Annotated in this window: 19 protein-coding genes; 13 read left to right on the forward strand and 6 right to left on the reverse strand. The window is 65.7% G+C overall.

Annotated elements, in window-relative coordinates; translation table 11 throughout:
- Positions 1-40 precede the first annotated feature (40 nt).
- Positions 41-445 carry a tellurite resistance TerB family protein gene (locus IGS68_RS10090; RefSeq protein WP_247881263.1) on the forward strand — a complete coding sequence of 135 codons (405 nt, stop codon included), beginning with the start codon at positions 41-43 and terminating at the stop codon, positions 443-445.
- 118 nt (positions 446-563) lie between these two features.
- Here the strand turns inward: IGS68_RS10090 and IGS68_RS10095 are convergent, their stop codons facing one another.
- Entirely contained in the window at positions 564-926 is a 363-nt protein-coding gene (locus IGS68_RS10095; protein ID WP_201079537.1) for a hypothetical protein, read from the reverse strand.
- A 209-nt stretch (positions 927-1,135) separates the two neighbouring features.
- Here IGS68_RS10095 and IGS68_RS10100 point away from each other — a divergent pair, with 209 nt between their 5' ends.
- From IGS68_RS10100 to IGS68_RS10115, 4 genes are read left to right on the forward strand one after another with little or no spacing between them, the layout of a single operon-like run.
- Positions 1,136-1,366, forward strand: coding sequence for a twin-arginine translocation signal domain-containing protein (locus tag IGS68_RS10100; RefSeq protein WP_201079539.1), 231 nt, complete (start codon positions 1,136-1,138; stop codon positions 1,364-1,366).
- A 25-nt stretch (positions 1,367-1,391) separates the two neighbouring features.
- A complete protein-coding gene (locus IGS68_RS10105) occupies positions 1,392-4,283 on the forward strand; it encodes a molybdopterin-dependent oxidoreductase (protein ID WP_201079541.1) in 2,892 nt (963 codons plus the stop codon).
- 25 nt (positions 4,284-4,308) lie between these two features.
- Positions 4,309-4,908, forward strand: a complete 600-nt coding sequence (fdh3B, locus tag IGS68_RS10110; RefSeq protein ID WP_201079543.1) for a formate dehydrogenase FDH3 subunit beta — start codon at positions 4,309-4,311, stop codon at positions 4,906-4,908.
- 19 nt (positions 4,909-4,927) lie between these two features.
- Positions 4,928-5,977, forward strand: coding sequence for a formate dehydrogenase subunit gamma (locus IGS68_RS10115; protein WP_201079546.1), 1,050 nt, complete (start codon positions 4,928-4,930; stop codon positions 5,975-5,977).
- 21 nt (positions 5,978-5,998) lie between these two features.
- Here the strand turns inward: IGS68_RS10115 and IGS68_RS10120 are convergent, their stop codons facing one another.
- Complete coding sequence (locus IGS68_RS10120; RefSeq protein ID WP_201081740.1) at positions 5,999-6,250, reverse strand: hypothetical protein; 252 nt, start codon at positions 6,248-6,250, stop codon at positions 5,999-6,001.
- Positions 6,204-6,509, reverse strand: a complete 306-nt coding sequence (locus IGS68_RS10125; protein ID WP_201079548.1) for a type II toxin-antitoxin system Phd/YefM family antitoxin — start codon at positions 6,507-6,509, stop codon at positions 6,204-6,206. The genes IGS68_RS10120 and IGS68_RS10125 overlap by 47 nt, the downstream gene beginning before the upstream one ends.
- Positions 6,510-7,126: 617 nt before the next feature.
- On the opposite strand from IGS68_RS10125, the gene IGS68_RS10130 reads away from it, so the two are divergent.
- From IGS68_RS10130 to IGS68_RS10145, 4 genes are all read left to right on the forward strand, one after another.
- Positions 7,127-7,651 (forward strand): putative pterin-binding protein, encoded by a 525-nt coding sequence (locus tag IGS68_RS10130; RefSeq protein ID WP_201079550.1) that lies wholly within the window; start codon positions 7,127-7,129, stop codon positions 7,649-7,651.
- A gap of 73 nt (positions 7,652-7,724) precedes the next feature.
- A complete protein-coding gene (locus IGS68_RS10135; protein WP_201079552.1) occupies positions 7,725-9,944 on the forward strand; it encodes an ATP-binding protein in 2,220 nt (739 codons plus the stop codon).
- A gap of 27 nt (positions 9,945-9,971) precedes the next feature.
- Positions 9,972-10,961: an HD domain-containing phosphohydrolase gene (locus IGS68_RS10140; protein ID WP_247881264.1), complete on the forward strand. Its 990-nt coding sequence runs from the start codon at positions 9,972-9,974 to the stop codon at positions 10,959-10,961.
- A 216-nt stretch (positions 10,962-11,177) separates the two neighbouring features.
- Complete coding sequence (locus tag IGS68_RS10145; protein ID WP_201079554.1) at positions 11,178-11,537, forward strand: hypothetical protein; 360 nt, start codon at positions 11,178-11,180, stop codon at positions 11,535-11,537.
- Positions 11,538-11,539: 2 nt separating this feature from the next.
- Here the strand turns inward: IGS68_RS10145 and IGS68_RS10150 are convergent, their stop codons facing one another.
- On the reverse strand, positions 11,540-11,917 hold the full coding sequence (locus IGS68_RS10150) for a hypothetical protein (RefSeq protein WP_201079556.1): 378 nt from the start codon (positions 11,915-11,917) through the stop codon (positions 11,540-11,542).
- Positions 11,918-11,940: 23 nt separating this feature from the next.
- A complete protein-coding gene (locus IGS68_RS10155; protein WP_201079558.1) occupies positions 11,941-13,065 on the reverse strand; it encodes a hypothetical protein in 1,125 nt (374 codons plus the stop codon).
- Between the two features lie 267 nt (positions 13,066-13,332).
- Between IGS68_RS10155 and IGS68_RS10160 the strand changes: the two genes are divergently transcribed.
- The 4 genes from IGS68_RS10160 to IGS68_RS10175 all read left to right on the forward strand — a co-directional run bounded on the left by IGS68_RS10160 (position 13,333) and on the right by IGS68_RS10175 (position 18,482).
- Entirely contained in the window at positions 13,333-14,742 is a 1,410-nt protein-coding gene (locus IGS68_RS10160; RefSeq protein ID WP_201079560.1) for a hypothetical protein, read from the forward strand.
- On the forward strand, positions 14,735-15,901 hold the full coding sequence (locus IGS68_RS10165) for a hypothetical protein (protein WP_201079562.1): 1,167 nt from the start codon (positions 14,735-14,737) through the stop codon (positions 15,899-15,901). Before IGS68_RS10160 ends, IGS68_RS10165 begins: the two co-directional genes overlap by 8 nt.
- Positions 15,902-15,996: 95 nt before the next feature.
- Positions 15,997-16,845 (forward strand): 3-deoxy-8-phosphooctulonate synthase, encoded by an 849-nt coding sequence (gene kdsA, locus IGS68_RS10170; RefSeq protein WP_201079564.1) that lies wholly within the window; start codon positions 15,997-15,999, stop codon positions 16,843-16,845.
- Positions 16,846-16,853: 8 nt separating this feature from the next.
- Positions 16,854-18,482 carry an acyl-CoA synthetase gene (locus tag IGS68_RS10175; protein ID WP_201079565.1) on the forward strand — a complete coding sequence of 543 codons (1,629 nt, stop codon included), beginning with the start codon at positions 16,854-16,856 and terminating at the stop codon, positions 18,480-18,482.
- Here IGS68_RS10175 and IGS68_RS10180 read toward each other — a convergent pair.
- A complete protein-coding gene (locus IGS68_RS10180; protein ID WP_201079567.1) occupies positions 18,427-19,083 on the reverse strand; it encodes a TetR/AcrR family transcriptional regulator in 657 nt (218 codons plus the stop codon). The genes IGS68_RS10175 and IGS68_RS10180 overlap by 56 nt on opposite strands.
- Positions 19,084-19,243 lie beyond the last annotated feature (160 nt).

Genomic DNA, 19,243 nt, shown 5'->3' on the forward strand with positions numbered 1-19,243 from the left:
CGGGCACATGTGCGCAGGACCAAACGCGAGAAGGCTCATCATGATCGACCACCATACCGCGCTGATCTACACCATGGTCATGGTGTCAGCTTCCGATGCGGACATGACGGATGCGGAACTGAACACCATCAGCGAGACGGTCCGGTACCTGCCGGTCTTCCGCGACTTCGATACCGGCCGTCTGGCCGAGATCGCCGCCGACTGCACCGAACTGCTCGGTCAGCGCGACGGGTTGGATGCGGCGCTGGGCGAGATCAAGCAGGGGCTGCCCCAGAAGCTGAGGGAAACCGCCTACGCCGTCGCCTGCGACGTGGCCGCCGCCGACGGCTATACGACCCAGGAGGAACTGCGCCTGCTGGAACTGCTGCGCGACAGCCTGGAGATCGACCGGCTCAACGCCGCCGCGATCGAACGCGGCGCCCGCGCCCGCCATATGGTGCTGTAGCGCGGAACCGGAAAGGCGGATGGGGCGGGCAGGCTGCGGGCTCGCCCATCCTTCGATCTTTTGGGGAATGGCTTTCCACGCGACGCGATCGGATCGCCCTCGATCGGCAAAGCCCCTTCTACTTGGGCTGTTCCTCCGGCTGGTTGGCATCCGGCACGCCGGCACGATCCTCCTTGTCCTGCTCCGACTCCTCACCCTGCGGCTGGCCGCTGTCGCGGGTTTCCCGCTGCACCTGGTTGCCCTGGACGTCGGTCGGATTCGCCCTCAGCCGATCCATGGTCCCTTGGATCTCGCCATTGTCCTCGTTCCGCTTCTCGTTGACGCCCGGCGACCGCGTGCCCTGGGGCGTCGAGCCGGGCTCCAGGCTGCGCGTGACGTTCGGATCATCGGTCAACGTTTCCTTCTTGATTCCCTGGGCCCCGGCCGAGACGGCGGCCACGGCCAGCAGGGCCGCCCCCAGGATGATCGGCTTCGCGTGCAAGATATTGATCCTTCCTACTTCATCCGCCCCATCGCGGCCGGGGCCGGACAGGTCTGCGTCGAGCGCTCAACAGCCACATTGGCAGTTGGTTTCTAGTGCTTTCGAGACTGGGACTTTTCGCGTCCCTGCGTGTTGTCCAGCACGTAGGTGCCAGACCGTCTCCCGGGCCGGGTGTCGGGAGGGGCGGGAAGAATGAGGACGACCGGACAATGTCATCGGATAAGAAAATCGGTGTTGAGCGGAAGGGCGGGATCGGCGGTTCACCGGTCGAGCGTCGGGATTTCTTGAAAACGATCGGCCTCGCCGGCACGGCGGCCGCGGTGGCGGTTCCCCTGGCCGCGACGGGCGTGGCGGCCGAGGAGTCTCCCGAGGAGCGCGTGAAGCCGCGCTACCAGGAAACCGCCCATGTGAAGCAGTTCTATGCGCTGAACCGCCTCTAGGGCGGATCCAGGAGGAAAGACGTCAATGCTGGTCAAGAGACGCTCGGGAACCGCCCAACGCTCGCCGCTCGCTTCAACCCTGGCCGCGGCGGCGAACGCCGGCGGTTCACTGGACCGCCGTACCTTCCTGCGGAACTCGGGGTTGGCCGCCGGCGGGATGGCGGCGCTGGGGGCGCTGCCGCTCGCGACCGTCCGCAAGGCGGAAGCCGGGCCGGTCGACCCGGACCTGGAAGTCACCCGGCGCAAGAGCATCTGCACCCACTGCTCGGTCGGCTGCACGGTCATCGCCGAGGTGCAGAACGGTGTCTGGGTCGGGCAGGAGCCGGGGTGGGACAGCCCGATCAGCCAGGGAACCCACTGCGCCAAAGGCGCGTCGGTCCGCGAGCTGACGAAGGGCGAACGGCGCAACAAATATCCGGTCAAGCTGGTCAACGGCGAGTGGCAGCGCATCTCCTGGGATCAGGCGATCGACGAGATCGGCGACAAGCTGCTGGAGATCCGCGAGAAATCGGGTCCCGACAGCGTGTTCTGGCTGGGCTCGGCCAAGTTCTCCAACGAGGGCGCCTATCTCTACCGTAAGTTCGCGGCCCTGTGGGGCACCAACACGGTGGATCACCAGGCGCGCATCTGTCACAGCACCACTGTCGCGGGCGTCGCGAATACGTGGGGCTACGGCGCCATGACCAACAGCTACAACGACATCCAGAACGCCAAGGCGCTGATGATCATCGGCGGCAATCCGGCCGAGGCGCACCCGGTGTCGATGCAGCACATGCTCCGCGCGAAGGAGCACAACCGCGCTCCCTTCATCGTCATCGATCCCCGCTTCACCCGCACCGCCGCCCACGCGACCGACTACATCCGCATCCGGCCCGGAACCGACATACCGGTGATCTGGGGAATGCTCTGGCACATCTTCGAGAACGGCTGGGAGGACAAGGAATATATCCGCCAGCGCGTCTACGGCATGGACGAGATCCGGGCCGAGGTGAAGAAGTGGAACCCGCAGGAGGTCGAGCGGGTCACCGGCGTGCCGGGAGACCAGCTCCGCAAGGCCGCGGAACTGATGGCGAAGAACAGGCCGTCGACCCTGATCTGGTGCATGGGCGCCACCCAGAAGACGGTCGGCACCGCCAATGTCCGAGCTTTCAGCATCTTCCAGCTGGCGCTGGGCAACATCGGCGCCGAGGGCGGCGGTGCCAACATCTACCGCGGTCACAGCAACGTCCAGGGCGCGACGGACATGGGCCTCGACGTCACGTCGCTGCCGTCCTATTACGGCTTGGCCGAGGGAGCGTGGCGGCACTGGGCGCGCGTGTGGGATGTCGAATACGAGTGGCTGCAGGGCCGCTTCGCGTCCAAGGAGCTGATGGAGACGAAGGGCATCCCGACCACCCGCTGGTTCGACGCCGTGTTGGCGAAGCCGGGTGAACTGGACCAGCCCAACAACATCAAGGCCTTCATCACCTTCGGCCATGGCGGCAACACGGTCACCCGGATGCCCGAGATGCGCCGCGGCCTCGAGGCGTTGGAGTTGTTGGTGGTGGTCGACCCGCACCCGACGACCTTCGCCTCGGTCAGCGACCGCAAGAACGGGACATACATCCTGCCGGCCTGCACCCAGTTCGAGCTGGCCGGCTGCCGCGCCGCGTCGAACCGGTCTCTCCAGTGGTCGGACGCGGTCGTCGATCCGATCTTCGAGTCCAAGGACGACTACGAAACCATGTATCTCCTGGCCCGCAAGCTCGGCTTCGCGGACCAGCTCTTCAAGCACATCACGGTGGACGGCACCAAGCCCCGGGCCGAGGACATCCTGCGGGAAATCAACCGGGGCGCCCTCTCGACCGGTTACACCGGCCAGTCGCCCGAGCGGCTGAAGATGCACATGGAGTACCAGGCCGACTTCGACAAGATCAGCATGCGGGCGACCAAGGGACCGTGCGAGGGCGAGTATTACGGCCTGCCCTGGCCCTGCTGGGGCACGCCGGAGATGAAGCACCCCGGTTCCGCCGTCCTCTACGATACTTCCAAGCACGTCATGGAAGGGGGCACGACCTTCCGGGCCCGCTTCGGGATCGAGCGCAACGGCGTCAGCCTGCTGGCCGACGGCTCCTACTCCAAGGGCTCGGAGATCACCGACGGCTATCCCGAGTTCACCATGGCGGTGTTGAGGAAGCTCGGCTGGGACGTCGATCTGACACCCGACGAATTGGCTGTGATCGACGCCATCGGCGGCGACAACATCGATCAGGTCAGTTGGATGACCGACCTGTCCATGGGCATCATCCGGGTCGCCTTGAAGCATGGCTGCGTGCCTCACGGCAATGCCAAGGCGCGCGCGGTGGCCTGGAACCTGCCGGACCCCGTGCCGATCCACCGCGAGCCCCTCTATTCTCCCCGCCGCGATCTGGTGGCGCAGTACCCCGCGATCGACGACCGCCGGGACTTCCGCATGACGCATCTCGCCAAATCCGTCCAGGCGCGGGACGTCTCGAAGGAGTTCCCGATCATCCTGACGTCCGGCCGCCTGGTCGAATATGAGGGCGGCGGCGAGGAGACCAGGTCCAACCCGTGGCTGGCCGAGCTTCAGCAGACCATGTTCGTCGAGGTCAACACCAGGGACGCCGAGCGGCTGGGCATCCGCCACCGGTCCGACGTCTGGGTCTATGGCCCGGAATACAACAGCAAGGCCCGGGTCATGGCTTTCGTCACCGACCGGGTGGGGCAGGGCGTCGCCTTCATGCCGTTCCACTTCTCGGGCTTCTGGGAGGGCGTGGACCAGCGGGAGAAGTATCCGCCGGGCACCGACCCGATCGTGCTGGGAGCCCCGGTCAACGCGGTGATGACCTATGGCTACGACCCTGTGACGTTCATGCAGGAAACCAAAGTGACCCTGTGCCGCATCGAGCCGGCTTGAGCGGGGGAGGGCGAGAGTACCGACCATGGCAAGAATGAAATTCCTCTGTGACAGCGACCGTTGCATCGAGTGCAACGCCTGCGTCACCGCCTGCAAGAACGAGCACGACGTTCCCTGGGGCATCAACCGCCGCCGGGTCATCACGCTGAACGACGGGCAGCCGGGCGAGAAATCGATCTCCATGGCCTGCATGCACTGCACCGACGCGCCCTGCGCGGCGGTGTGCCCGGTGGACTGCTTCTACACCACGGCCGACGGCGTGGTGCTGCACTCCAAGGAGCTGTGCATCGGCTGCGGCTACTGCTTCTACGCCTGCCCGTTCGGAGCGCCCCAGTTCCCTCAGACGACCAACTTCGGCGGCCGCGGCAAGATGGACAAATGCACCTTCTGCGCCGGCGGGCCGGAAGAGGACATGACCCTGATCGAGTACCACGGGTACGGCACCAACCGCCTCGCGGAAGGCAAGCTCCCGCTGTGCGCCGAGATGTGCTCGACCCGCTCCCTGCTGGCCGGCGATGGCGACATCATCGCGGACATCTACAAGGAGCGGGTCGTCCGCCGCGGCTACGGCTCGGGCGCCTGGGGCTGGACCACCGCCTACGGCCAGACGGACCGGGGTGTCTGATGGCGAAGGAGAACACGCTATGCCGATAACGCCCCGGAAAATCCTCGGGCTTCTGCCCGGATTGCTCGTCGCGGCCTTTCTCTTCGCCGCGGTGCCCTCGGCCCATGCCCAGCTGGACCAGGTGGTCACGCCCAACTCCCCCTCTTCCAAGGAGGAGGTCGAGCTGTACCAGCAGCTCCAGGGCAAGGTTCAGGGCTATGTCAGCATCCCGGACGGCAAGCTGGCGACGCTGGTGCAGCCCCAGGGCCGGGACTGGCGGGAATTCCGCAATTATTACGGCCGCATCATCTCCGGCGTCGTGATGGGCGGCATGTTGCTGGGCCTCGCCGTGTTCTACATGTTCCGCGGCAAGATCCGGATCGTTGCGGGCCGGGCCGGACGGACGGTAACCCGTTTCATGCCGATCGACCGGTTCGCCCACTGGCTGACCGCCACCAGCTTCATCGTCTTGGGCCTGACCGGGTTGGTGCTGGCCTTCGGTCGGCCCCTGATGATTCCGCTGATCGGGCACGAGGCCTTCACGGCCCTGGCCACTTATGGGAAATTCGCCCACAACTTCCTGAGCTTCCCCTTCGTGCTCGGAATCCTGATGATGCTGGTGCTGTGGATCAAGGACAACATTCCGGAAAAGGCTGATCTGACCTGGATCAAGCAGGGCGGAGGATTCCTGAACAACGGGATGCATCCCGAGGCCGGCCGTTTCAATGCCGGCCAGAAGATGATCTTCTGGACCATCGTGCTGGGCGGCCTCGCCATGGCGGTCAGCGGCTACATGCTGATGTTCCCGTTCTACCTGACGGGCGTCAACGGCATGCAGATCTCCCATATCGTCCATTGGCTGGGCACGGCGGTCCTGATGGCCGTCATCTTCGGCCACATCTATATCGGCACCATCGGCATGGAGGGCGCCTTCGACGCCATGGGCAACGGCGAAGTGGACCTGAACTGGGCCCGCGAGCACCATGCCGGCTGGCTGAAGACCCAGGGCATCTCGACCGACACCCGCGACGGCCCGAGCAAGGTGCCCACGCATCGTGACCCTCAATCCCCCGGCCTGCCGGCGGAGTGAGGGCGGAACGGTTGGCATCGATCATCGAAGGCTTGCCTGCCGATGGACGATGATCCTGTAGATCATCAACTGCCGTTCTCGATACTGATAAATGACTGTAATGCCGGGGGAAGTGTCTCTGATCACCGTCTCCAGATACTTCCCCTCGACCTCGCCAATCTCGTCATCAAGCCGCAGATTCTCCAGCCTGCGCCTGATGGTTGCCTGAGTGCGAGGATCAAGAAACTCAAGATACTTTTTTACGTCTCTGTCGAAGTTCAGCTTCACTGTCAACTATCTGGGCTCCGGGCTTGGGCAGTGCCCTAAGTATCGCCTCGGATTCGTCGGTACCCAGGAAGTCGGCATCGGTCGCTGATTTTGCCAGGTCCGCCAAGTAGGCGGCCTCAATGGCTTTCAGCGCATCGTATTCATGGATCCCCATAAGAATCCCTTTCATACGGCCGTTTCGTGAGATTCCGACTGCCTCCCGATCGCATTCGTCAAGGTACTGCCCGAAGCGGTTTTGAACCGAGGTTGCAGTAATAATCTTCATTTGTTCACACCCCGCCTTTGCGGTTGCTTGGCACTTCAAGCGGCGGCACAGTTGAATGGCAGAAGTGAACAAAAGGTTAGAACTGTGCCCGATCAGTTTGAACCGCTCCGGTCGTCGCAGCCGACCGCTCAACTCACCGCACTGTGTTGCGCCATGGGCTCGACCTACGGCTCGATGCAGGGCAGAGGTGATGCGGGCCGACGGTCGTAGGTTGCGCCCATGGCGCAACGCATCGGATCAGCCGTCCCGGGTGGATCGACCAGATCGGGTTCAGTTCCAGGCCGAGCCCGATCCTGTTCGGAAGGTTTGCGGAATTCCGACTAATGAGATAATATTCCTAGAGTCTCACGGAGTGCATGTCCCGTGAGACACGCTGGCCGGCCGTCTCCGCTTTTGATTGATACACTCCACACCGGCCATCGCTCCGCCGGCCCAGCCTCATGCCGACATGATCGTCGATGACGGATGCTGACATTTGCGGCCGATAGGGGGGGAGGGGAGGAGGATCGGCCGTTCCGCCACTTACTTCGATGCCGTCGGGATTTATGCCAAATTGCCAGCTAGCATGGAAATATCCTAAGAGGTATCACTTCGCCGTACCCGTCATAGGTGTCCTCATGTTCGCGTCGCATCGCTCCATCCCTTCGTTGATTGCCATCGCGCTGATGATCTGGATGTCAGCATTCCATTCGGCTGCCGCCGAAACGCTCGCAGCGCCGAGCGGGCCGGTCGTGCTGACCGTCACCGGCAAAATCGCTCAGACCAACGGCGCCGCCGGGGCGCAGTTCGACATCGCGATGCTGGAAGCCTTGCCACGCCGGGTGGCGAAGGTGACGACTCCCTGGGCGGAAGGTGTGAACGCGTTCGAGGGGCCGCTCGCCCGGGCCGTTCTGCAGGCGGTCGGAGCGAAGGGCTCCAAGCTTCGGATCACCGCGCTCAACGACTATTCAGCCGAAGTCCCTTTCGAAGATTTCATGAAGTTCGATGTCATCCTCGCGCTGAAGAAGAACGACGCCTATCTGCCGGTACGCCATCAGGGGCCGATTTTCGTGATCTACCCCTTCGACACCAATCCGGATCTCTACAACGAAGTTTATTTCGGCCGCTCGGTCTGGCAGGTAAAGAGCATTGAGGTCCATTGAGGCGGTGCTTTCGCGCCGTGGCCGCAATGCAGTGGTTCTTCCGTCCATGTCGTCAACCAGGAGGTGGCCGATCGTGATCCAGTCCCTGCGCGCGCGGCTGCTGCTCGCGCTCAGCGGCCTGCTGTTCGGCTCCTGCGTCGTACTGCTGGCCCTCCTGATCGATCGCCAGGCGGAAGTCGAGAACAGCGTGCGCGAGGACGCGGTCTGGGCGGTCTATCAGTTGGACCGCGAGACGGTGAAGCTGGAATCGGCGCTCGCGACCTATGTCGCCAATCCATCCCCGGAACACGCGGGCGAGGTGTCTCTTCGATACGACATCCTGTTCAGCCGGACCAATCTCCTCCGCGGCGGCCAGCTGGCCGGTATCATCGCCCTCAATCCGGCCGACCGAGACCTTGCGGAGCGGATCGTCACCGAGATCGAGTCGCTGTCACCCTATGCCGAGCTGGCCGCGGTGGAGCCGTTTCGAGAGGCGGTCCGCCGGTTGCGGCAATTGACGGAACAGCAACTCGTCAGGATCAATGCCCGCCGCTCGGCGGACATGGTGGACTATCGCGAGCGCACCCACCGTCTTTCGACCCTGCTCGCGATCTGCGTCGCCGCGCTGGCGGCCAGCATGGCGGGCCTCGTGTTCCTTCTGTTCCGGCAGCTTCGGGACCTCCACCGCGCCCGCATCCGGCAGACGGCGCTGGCCGCCGATCTCGAGCGGGCGCTTTCCGCCGCCGAGGCGGCGAACCGCGCCAAGTCCGTCTTCCTGGCGACCATGAGCCACGAGATCCGCACGCCGATGAACGGCGTGATCGGCATGGCCGACCTGCTGCTGGAAACCTCCCTGACCCCCGAGCAGCGGCGTCAGGCCCAGGTGATCCTGACCTCGGCGGAGGCTCTGCTGACGGTGCTCAACGACATCCTGGACTTCTCCAAGATGGAGGCCGGACGACTCGAACTCGATGATGCCGACTACGAGCTCGAGCCGCTGGTCCGGGGCGTGGTCGATCTGCTGGCTCCCGGGGCCGCCGAGAAGGGTATCGCGATGGAGGCGGTGATCGATCCCGCGGCGCGCGTGGCGCTCCGGGGCGATGCCGGCCGGGTCCGTCAGGTGCTCATGAACCTGGTCGGAAACGCGGTCAAGTTCACGTCCGAGGGCAGCGTCGGCGTCCTGGTCGAGGCGGGGGATCCGGGGGAGCTGAGATTGTCCGTCCGGGACAGCGGCATCGGGATATCCGAGCAGGGGCGGGCCGAACTGTTCCAGATGTTCAACCAAGTCGACGGGCAGGAGCGCGGGAAATCCGGCGGCACCGGCCTCGGCCTCGCCATCAGCCGGCGCCTCGTGGAGATGATGGGCGGGCGCATCGGCGTCGAGAGCGTCCAGGGCAGCGGAAGCACCTTCTGGTTCACCTTGCCGCTAAGGCCGGCACTCGGATCGGTCGAGGCCGTACCGGCCAGGTCGGAACCCACGGGCGTGGGGCTGGCCGCGTCGGCGGCGCACGTATCCGGCCGGTTGCCTGCACAGCTTTCCCAGGCCGGCGATGCCCGGTCGCTGCGGGTCCTGGTGGCGGATGACAATCCGGTGAACCAGCAGGTGGCCGCAGGCATGCTGAAGCGCCGCGGGCATGTGGTCGACGTGGTCGGCAACGGCATCGAGGCGGTCGACCGCGTCGAACGGGGCGGTTACGACCTGGTGCTCATGGATATCGAGATGCCGGAGATGGACGGCTTCGAGGCGACCCGCTGCATCCGCGCGCTCGGCGGTCATGCGGCCACGATCCCGATCATCGCGCTGACGGCCCATGCCATGCGCGGCGACGAGGCCCGCTGCATCGATGCCGGCATGAGCGACTACATGCCCAAGCCGATCAGCCGGGCCCGGCTCGACGAAGCCGTGCGGACCTGGGGTCGCAACTGGGTCCCGCCGGAGGAGGCGGGGCTCGCTGCGCCCGTCGTCGACCCGAACGCGCTGGAGGATCTGCTGGAGACCATGGGTCCGGATGCGGGCAAGCTGTTCGAGACGTTCCTGAAGGACTCGGCGGGTCGCGTCGGGAGGGTGCGCGACCGTCTGGCGGCAGGGGACTTCAGGGCGGTCGAGGTCGAACTGCACAGCCTGTCGGGTGCCGCGGGAACGCTCGGGCTGCCGGCGCTGGTGGCGGCCAGCGAAAGGCTGCGCACCGCCATCGCCGGAAGCCGCGACGGGACGGACGGCGCGCAGGCATCCCTCGGCCGGATGATGGACCGGCTCGACACGGCCCTCGCCGAAGCCCGCCGCGTCCTGCTCTCGCGTGAACTCGCGGCGTGAACCGGAACCTGGATCGGAAGGACCGCAATGACCGCGATGGATCTGCTGATCGTCGACGACAATCCGGCGAACCTGATGCTGATGAGCCGTTACGCCCAGGCGATCGCCGGCGCTTCCGTCCATGGCGTGGGCTGCGCGTCAGAAGCCCTGGCTTGGTGCGACAGGCACGACGTCGACCTGGTGGTCACGGACTTCATGATGCCGAAGATGGACGGTCTGGAATTCCTGCACCGTCTTCGGGGCATCGGGAACACGGCCGAGGTTCCGGTGATCATGGTGACCGGGCAGGGGGCTAAGGAATTCCGTCGCGAAGCGCTGGTCCGGGGAGTCACCGATTTCCTGAGCAAGCCGATCGACCGCATCGAGTTCACCGCGCGCTGCCGCAACCTGCTGGAGCTCCGGGCCAGCCACCGGCGGCTGAGGGAGCAGGCGGCCAACGAGCTGATCATGCGGCTGTCGCGCTCCATCGAGTCCCGGGACAGCGAGACCGGCGCCCATCTCGACCGCATGGCACGCTACGCCCGGATCATCGCGGCCGGCGTCGGGATGTCCGACGCGATGCAGGAGCGCATCCAGATGGCGGCTCCCATGCACGATGTCGGCAAGGTGGCGGTGGCCGACGAGATCCTTTTCAAGCCGGGTCGCTACTCGCCGGAAGAATACGAGATCATGAAACTGCACACGGTGCACGGCTATCGCATCCTGGACGACAGTTCCTCTCCCCTGATCCGGCTGGCGGCGTCGATCGCGCTGACCCATCACGAGAAGTTCGACGGCAGCGGCTATCCGAGGGGCCTGAAGGGTGAGGAAATCCCCCTGGCCGGCCGCATCATCGCCATCGCCGACGTTTTCGACGCGCTGACCACGCAGCGTCCGTACAAGGCGGCATGGTCCCTGGAAGAGGCGCTGGCTTTCCTTCGGGACAATGCCGGGACGCATTTCGATCCGGTCTGCATCGACGCGTTCTTCGCCAAATTGCCCGCGGTGCTGAAGATCCGGGCGGAGTTCGCGGACTGAGCCATCGTTCCGTTCGAACCGCCGCATAATGCACTCGCCGGTGCTTCGGATTCGCGAATTGCGAAGCGGCTTTCATTTTTTTGCAGAGGAGTACGCAGAGAATAGGGCTTATGAATGCCTCCATGTAGGCTAAAAGTCAGATGAATACTTGGCATCGATTGTGCAAATCATCTCCTCATGAGTTGAATTTTTGAAGATCGCTCGCGAGGTGCACAAATGACCAGCAATCCGGCCCAGGGCAGCAGCATCATCGACTTGGCGGAGGTCCGCGCCGCACGGAGCCGTTCAGCGGTGACCCAGGCCGTCCCCTACGCGGTGACCGCGGCCGACCTGTTCCGAAACCTCGAGATGCAGGCCGAGATGATCGGCGAGGTTGCCGGCCGCATGGTGGCCGAGCTCGCCAGCTTCTCGGACGATCTCGGGGACGCTCTGGAGGAGGCTCTCGTCGTCAGGCAGTTCTGCGCCGATTGCCAGGACGCCCTCCTGTTGGAGGACATCGACGCGATGGAACGGGCCCGCGACCGGCTGGCAGCCGAGTTCGCGAGCCTGGAGATCGGCTTGAACCGCCAGGTCTGACACTAGGGCCAGAGATTTTCCCTGGCCTGCATGTAAGTCGCGGCGACCTGGATCAGCGCCAGGAAGGCCACGACCGCCGCGGCGAGGCCGCTGATCAGGTTCGCCCTGCGGCGCGCCTCCAGATTCGCCCGGCGCTTCGCCTCGGCCGCGCGCTTCTCGGCCGCGTTGACCATCCTGCGGGTGATCGACAGTTCGCCGCGCCGGCCGTTGTTGGACCATTCAACCACCAGGGTGCTGGCCTTGCCCGCCTCGATCATGCGGCGGGCGAATTCCCGGGCGATCCTCGACGAGGGGAACTCGCCCATCAGTTCGCCCGTGCTGTCGACGACCCTGTAGAATTCACCGCCCTCGGAACCGGTCCTGGCGTTCGCGTCAGCCATGCCGCTGCTCCCCGCCGGCCGGTTCAGGACGGAGTGCGGGCATTGAGCCTGCCCAGCCGCGCCGCCATCTCATGGTCGATCTGTCCGGTCCGCCAGTCCTCGTTCTGCTGGACGATGCGGGTCTGCCGGCGCTGGGGATCGCCCGTCTCCGTCCGGACTCCGGAATTGGCCTCGCTCCTGGGGACCACCGGGATGATCCGCATGATCTCGTTGATGCGCTGGCGCTTGGGAACCGACCGGTCGGAATTCGAGTCCTCCCAGAGGTCGCAGACATAGGTCCAGCCGTCCAGAAGCCAGGACAGCCGCTCCATGCTCTGGCGGGTCGCGGGCAGGCGGGTGTCCCAGTCGGTCACGTAGCGGACGATTGCCGCGATATCGCGGTCGATGTCGGCGATGATCCCGTTGCCGATCCGCAGCGTGAGCTGGGCCACGTCGGCCAGCGTCCGGGCGGTGCCCCCCGATTCGCCCCGGACGACCTCGTCGCGGAACTGGTTCAGTCGGTGCAGGAGCTGGCGCAGCCGTCCGCGCTGCCCCTCGATCTCGAACCCGATGGGCTGGATCACGTCGCCCAGCTCGGTGATCCGCTGGTGGCAGACCTCGGGCGTGGTTCCGATGACGTCGCCCAGCCGGCGGAACGCCTGCCGGACCATGGCCTTGCCTTCCGGCGAGTTGATGTTGATCAGGGCCAGCGTCGCCCGGTCGGTGTTGACTCCGGTCGCCTCGATCACCTTCAGCATCAGGAAGAAGCTGCTGGCCAGCTTCTCGGTCGCTTCCTGCTCGATCGACCGGGAGGCCATGTCGATCAGTTCCGGGCCGCCCAGCCCGGTCCGCGCCACCCGATACGCCGCCAGCCTGATCTTGTCCGGAGTGGTGGCGTCTGAATAGGAGATCTCGGCATGAAGCGCCTTGTCGTGCAGGGTGAGCCGGACGACCTGTGGTATGCTGGCCCAAGGGAACACATAGGTGCAGCGCCCGCCGGAGAAGCCGTTCACCAGGACTTCCAGGCTCCCGCGGGCGCCGCGGCGCAGGCGGGAATAGGCCAGCTCGGGCGTCGTGAAGGGGATCGTGGTGCCACGCTCCTCGAACGTGGACGGCACCATGTCCTGGACGACATCCGCGACTTGGCTGATGGCCGAAGTACCAGTCATTCCAACCCTCAAAATGCAACCGTCCGGCAAGATCGCCGCCTATTCTTCGATGTCTACCATTTTAGACATTCTTGGCGGATATCCAACTATATAAAGAGGTATAACCTGATAGAGGTAACTATAATGGTATTCCAGAAGAGCACTCCTTGGTTAAAAATCCAGTTAATCGACGCATGCCGTTCCAATCGCGTGACCTATTCCTATCGATAGTATGTAAATTTTTACGTGTGGCGGCTATCATGCCTGGAGTGGCCGAAGGACAGAGACATGCTTCAGTTGCCGGAAAGAAGGGCGCTCGACGAGTTGTCGGAGGACAAGGTCAGGATGGTGTATGCCCTGGCCGACAAGATGCCCGACGACGCGTTGCGGGGAATGTTCAAGGACCAGCTTCGCCATCGGCTGAAGAAGATCCGTCCGCTGCGCAGGCTCACCGCCGAGCGGCTCTTCTGCGTGCCCTTCGAAAGCCTGCTTTGCAACGAACCGGCCCGTCCGCGGCCCCTGGGCAGTATCCCGCGCAGCAGCGTCTCCCCCCTGTGGGCGCTGGTGCTCGAGCATCTGGACGATGCCGAGGCCGCGCGGCAGGTGGATGCTTCCGGCGAGTACCTGATGGACGAGCCGTGTCCGCTGACCGTCCACCGCCAACTCTTCGCATCCTTCGCCCGCGCGGTGGAGGAGATCCATTCCAGGCTGGCGGCAGACCGTTCCTTTGCCAAGGCCGTGGCGCAGCAACATCCCGATCTTCCCGACGTCATCCAGGAAGTTCATGCGCTCTACCAGATGCGCGATGCCATCATGACCGCCCGGCGCCAGATCATGGCGTCCGAGCAGCTGATCGGGATCGGCGAACAGTATGTCCAATCGGTGATATCACTCGGCCGCGAGGCCGCCTCCCGAAAGGGCGACCAGCGCTGGTTCAAGCTGTTCTTCATGGTGCTCCTGATGGACCCGGACCTGGCGGACCACACCGCTCCGCTGATCGAAGCCCTGGCCGAGAGCAACGGCAGCCGCGGCGGACCCTCGGTCGCCTCCGACCTGTGCGAGGCACTGGTCACGAAGGAGGGCGAGACCCTCAAGGCGGGATTCGCCATGCCGCTGGAAACGGCGGCCGACCTCGACGATGCGGCCGAGAAGGTCAGGGCGGCGATCGAGAGCCTCGGCGTGCTGCGTGTCGCGGCGCCGCACCTGACCCGGCAGGTCGGTCAGCGGATCGACAAGGTCGAGGAGCGGATCCACGACTTCCTGAGCGACCGGTTCACCAAGGCCGCGGAGGAAAACGTCGGATCCTTCGTTTCGTCCCCGGGCGGCAGCCTGCCGAGCGCCGAGGAGATCACCGTCCTGACACGGGCCGTGCTGGCGGTCGCGAAGGTCCACAACGCGGTGAAGCAGCAGTTCGAGGTTCCCGCCGAACTCAAGGCCCTGACGGCGGACACCGTCTCCGGGGTAGCCGGGCGTCTGGAGCGGATCGCCTCGGAGCGGGCCGCCGCCGGAAGCCGCGAGAAGCAGAATGCGCTGTCCATCGCGGTCCAGGTCGCCCGCTCGCTCGAGCCGATCAGCAGCGAGGAAACCGTGCTGGGGATGCTGGAGGATTGCGCCGTCCGGCTCGGTTTCGCGGCGAGCGCCGATCCGGCGCAGTTCCTGCTGAAGATCATCCATGCCATGAACGCCAATCATGAGTAGAACCATGGCCAGGGGAACGGAAGCAAGCCGGTCCCCGTCCGCAGGCGAGGCCCAGGCGCTCCGCCTGGCCTACGACTACGCGCCCTCGACCTTCGACGAGCGCGGCACCACCGTTCCCTTCACCACGCCGGAACTGGCGTTCTCGCGGGTCCGACGCGACACCAGGACCAATCACCTGGAAGTGCTGGTGACCGGCTTCTCCGGAGGCCGCTCGATCTACGTCTTCCCCTGGGACGGCTTGACCTCGGTTATGCGGCTGACCCTGCACGACCGGGCGCTCCAGGCGGAGATCAGCCTGGCCGACGCGATCACGCCTATGCGCATGCGGCTCGCGGCCTACCGGGTCGCCAAGACCGGGCTGGCCGGGGTGGAGGCGGCGGAGGCGGCCGGCGCCGCCATGGCCCGGATCGCCCGGGAAGAGAAGATCAATCAGGAAGCCATGCTGCGCCGGGTCGTCCGGCTGACCGGCGTGCTGGACAGGACGACCGACGACCTGATGCAGCGCGTCCGCGGCCGGGTCGGCGAAACGCTGATCATCCAGGTCGCCGACGCCTTCGCGCGCCTGGTCGGGCAGCAGCCGGGGCAGTGCCGGGCGCGCATCCTCGAACTGAGCGACGCGGTCGGACCGCTGGGCTTCGCCGGCGAAGAGGATTCCGGTTACCTGCGCCGGATCCTGCGCCGGGTCGGCGATCTGCGCAACTCGATCTCGGCCGCCAATATCGGCGCGACAGGGCATCTCGCCGGCGAGACCGCCGGCGTGACCGCCCGTATGGCCGAGCGGATGATCGCGGAGATCGACCGCGAGCTTCAGAACCTGCCGGCCTTCTTCGGCGCGTGGGACGCCAGCATCCTCCGCCTGCGCCAGAGCATCGACCGGCTCGCTTGGCTGCTCGACGGCTGGCTCGACGTCTGCGAACTGTGGCAGGCCGCCATGGCCGACCGGCAGAACATCGACCACCGCCGCATCGCGGAAATCATGCGCGTCATCCCGCTGGTCCCGAAGAGCGAGTGCGAGAACACGGTCCGGGTAACGATGGACAACCTGGCCGGCATCCGCCACCGGATCGTCCAGCAACTCCAGGACTGGCGGACCGGCGAGATCGACTACGAGATCGTCGGCCGAATCGAGACGATCAAGGCGCGCACCGCCGCACTTTGACTGGATCGCCGTGCCCGGTGGAGTATGGTTGGGGCCAGACGCCCTATCCTTACACCCTGATCTCACGCCCTGACCGGGCAACGCCGGGAACACCGATGATGAACAAGTCCGTACAGGTGGGATCCCTCACCTTCGCCAACGACAAGCCGTTCGTGCTGATCGCCGGCCCCTGCCAGCTGGAGAGCCGGGCCCACGCGCTGGAGACCTCCCAGGCGCTGCTGGAGATCACCCGGAAGCTCGGCCTGGGACTTATCTACAAGTCGTCGTTCGACAAGGCCAACCGGACCTCTGTCAACACCGCCCGCGGTCTCGGCCTGGAGAAAAGCTTGCCGATCCTGGCGGAGGTGCGGGAGGTCCATGGCATCCCCGTGCTGACGGACGTCCACGCGCCCGACCAATGCGCGCCGGTGGCGGAAGCGGTCGATATCCTCCAGATTCCCGCCTTCCTGTGCCGCCAGACCGACCTGCTGCTGGCCGCGGGGGCGACGGGCCGGGCGATCAACGTCAAGAAGGGACAGTTCCTGGCTCCCTGGGACATGAAGAACGTCGCGGCGAAGATCGCCAGCACCGGCAACGAGAACATCCTGCTGTGCGAGCGCGGCGTCAGCTTCGGCTACAACACGCTGGTGTCCGATATGCGGTCGCTGCCGATCATGGCCGAGACCGGCTATCCCGTGGTGTTCGACGCGACCCACTCCGTCCAGCAGCCAGGCGGACAAGGCGGCACCTCCGGCGGCCAGCGGGAATTCGTGCCCGTCCTGGCGCGCGCCGCCGTCGCGATCGGCGTCGCCTCCGTGTTCATGGAAACCCATCAGGACCCCGACCATGCGCCGAGCGACGGCCCCAACATGGTGCCGCTGTCGCGCATGGCCGAGGTGCTTGGCGATCTGGTGGAGTTCGACCGCCTCGCCAAGAGCCGGCCGGTCGGGCGACTGATGCGGTAGGGCACCCCATGCTGACGCGCCACGACGACTACGCGGAGCTGTACCGGTCGTTTTCCTGGCCGGTGCCGGAGCGCTACAATATCGGCGTCGATGTCTGCGACCGCCACTCCGGCGATCCCGCCCGCGTCGCCCTCATCGTCGAGGAGGAGGACGGCACCGTCCGGCGCCATACCTTCCGCGATCTGTTCCACCAGTCCAACCGGCTTGCCAACGTGCTGGCCGCGCACGGCGCGGTCCGGGGCGACAGGCTGGCCGTGCTGCTGCCGCAGTCGCCGGAAACCGCGATCGCCCACATCGCGGGGTTCAAGGCGGGGATGGTCACCATCCCGTTGTTCGCCCTGTTCGGCGAGGAAGCCCTTGAATACAGGCTCTCCGACAGCGGCGCCCGCGTGCTGGTCACAGACGCCGCCGGGTACGCCAAGGTGATGCCCCTGCGCGACCGGCTGCCCGGCCTGACGCTGGTACTGTGCATCGACGGGGCGCCGGAAGGGACCCTCGGCTTCCACGAGGCGCTCGCCCGCGCGTCGGACGGCTTCACGCCGGTCGATACCGGGCCGGACGACCCCGCCGTGATCATCTACACCTCCGGCACCACCGGCAGCCCCAAGGGCGCGCTGCACGGGCACCGGGTGCTGCTCGGCCACCTGCCGGGCGTCGAACTGCCGCACGAGTTCTTTCCGCAAACCGGCGACCTGTTCTGGACACCGGCCGACTGGGCCTGGATCGGCGGGCTGTTCGACGTGCTGATGCCGTCCCTGCACCACGGCGTCCCCGTCCTGGCTCACCGGTTCCGCAAGTTCGACCCGCAGCGCGCTGTCGACCTGATGAAGCGGCACGGCGTCCGCAACGTCTTCCTGCCGCCGACCGCGATCAAGCTGATGCGGCAGGCCGGCGTGACGGGGGAGGGGCTGTCGCTCCGCACCGTCGCGAGCGGCGGCGAGACTCTGGGCGGCGAACTGCTGGACTGGGGACGTTCGGTGTTCGGCGTCACGATCAACGAGTTCTACGGCCAGACAGAGTGCAACGTCGTGGTCGGCAACGCCGCTCCGCTCGGGTTCAGGACGGGGTCCATGGGCAGGGCCGTCCCCGGACACCATGTCGCCGTGATCGACGCCGAGGGCAACGAACTGCCGGACGGCGCCGTCGGCTCGATCGCGATCCGCCGCCCGGACCCGGTGATGTTCCTGGGCTACTGGAACAAGCCGGAGGCCACCGCCGACAAGTTCGTCGGCGACTGGCTGGTGACCGGCGACCTGGGGCGCCGCGACGAGGACGGCTTCTTCTGGTATGTCGGACGCGACGACGACGTGATCACCAGCGCCGGTTACCGGATCGGGCCGGGCGAGGTCGAGGAATGCCTGCTCGGCCACCCAGCGGTGGCCCTGGCCGCCGTGATCGGCGTGCCCGATCCGATCCGGACCGAGCGTGTGAAGGCCTACGTGGTGCTGCGCCCAGGCCGGGAGGCGTCGGACGATCTGGCCCGCGAGATCCAGGAGTTCGTGAAGACCAGGCTTGCCGCCCACGAGTACCCGCGCGACGTCGCCTTCGTCCCCGAACTGCCGATGACGGTGACTGGCAAGGTCATGCGCCGGGTACTGCGCCGGCAGGCGGCCGAGGAAGCAGCCGGTCGGGAGTGAAGCCGGCGCCGGGGCGGACCAGCCCGTCCCGGATCATGCCGGAATAAACCTCGATCACCTCGTCCTTGCTCAGCCGCCCGCCCGGCTTGAACCAGGTGCAGACGCCGGTCAGCATGGCGAGGATGCCGAAGGCGGCGACGGTGGTGTCAGCGGTGGTGAAGTCTTCATGAGCCACGCCCTCGTCCAGGATGTCGATCAGCCGGCGCTCGTAGCGGCCGCGAAGCTCCACGATGACGTCGTAGTTCTTCGGTTCCAGGCTGCGCAACTCGGAATAGCTGATAAAGACTTCCCGCTTGCGGGCGATATGGTATTCGACATGGAAGCGGATGAAGGCGTCCAGCCGGTCCGCCGGACTGTCGAAGCCTTCCAGCGCCCGGTCCAGCCGCGCGATCAGTTCCTCCATATGGACCCGGATCAGGTCGAACAGCAGGTCCTGCTTGGTGGAGATATGGTTGTAGAGGGACCCGACCTGGATGCCGACCTCGGAAGCCAGCTGGCGCAGGCTCATCGCCTCGTAGCCCTGCCGGTAGATCAGGCGCAGCCCGGCCTTGCGGATCGCTTCCAGCGTCCTGGTTCCGTTGGATCCCGCGGTGCGTGCCATGATGGCGTTCCTCAGCTCTATGCCACCGGGTTCATAGCAGATCCGAAAGCCGGGGCAATCCTGGGCGTCATGCCCTATTATGCGGCCGATGCGCCGTTGCGCGCAGCAAAATAAAAACGTATGTTCGTATTTAAATGAGCCCGGCGGCGTCCGGGTGACG

The sequence above is a fragment of the Skermanella sp. TT6 genome (assembly GCF_016653635.2).
Classification (GTDB): Bacteria; Pseudomonadota; Alphaproteobacteria; order Azospirillales; family Azospirillaceae; genus Skermanella; species Skermanella cutis.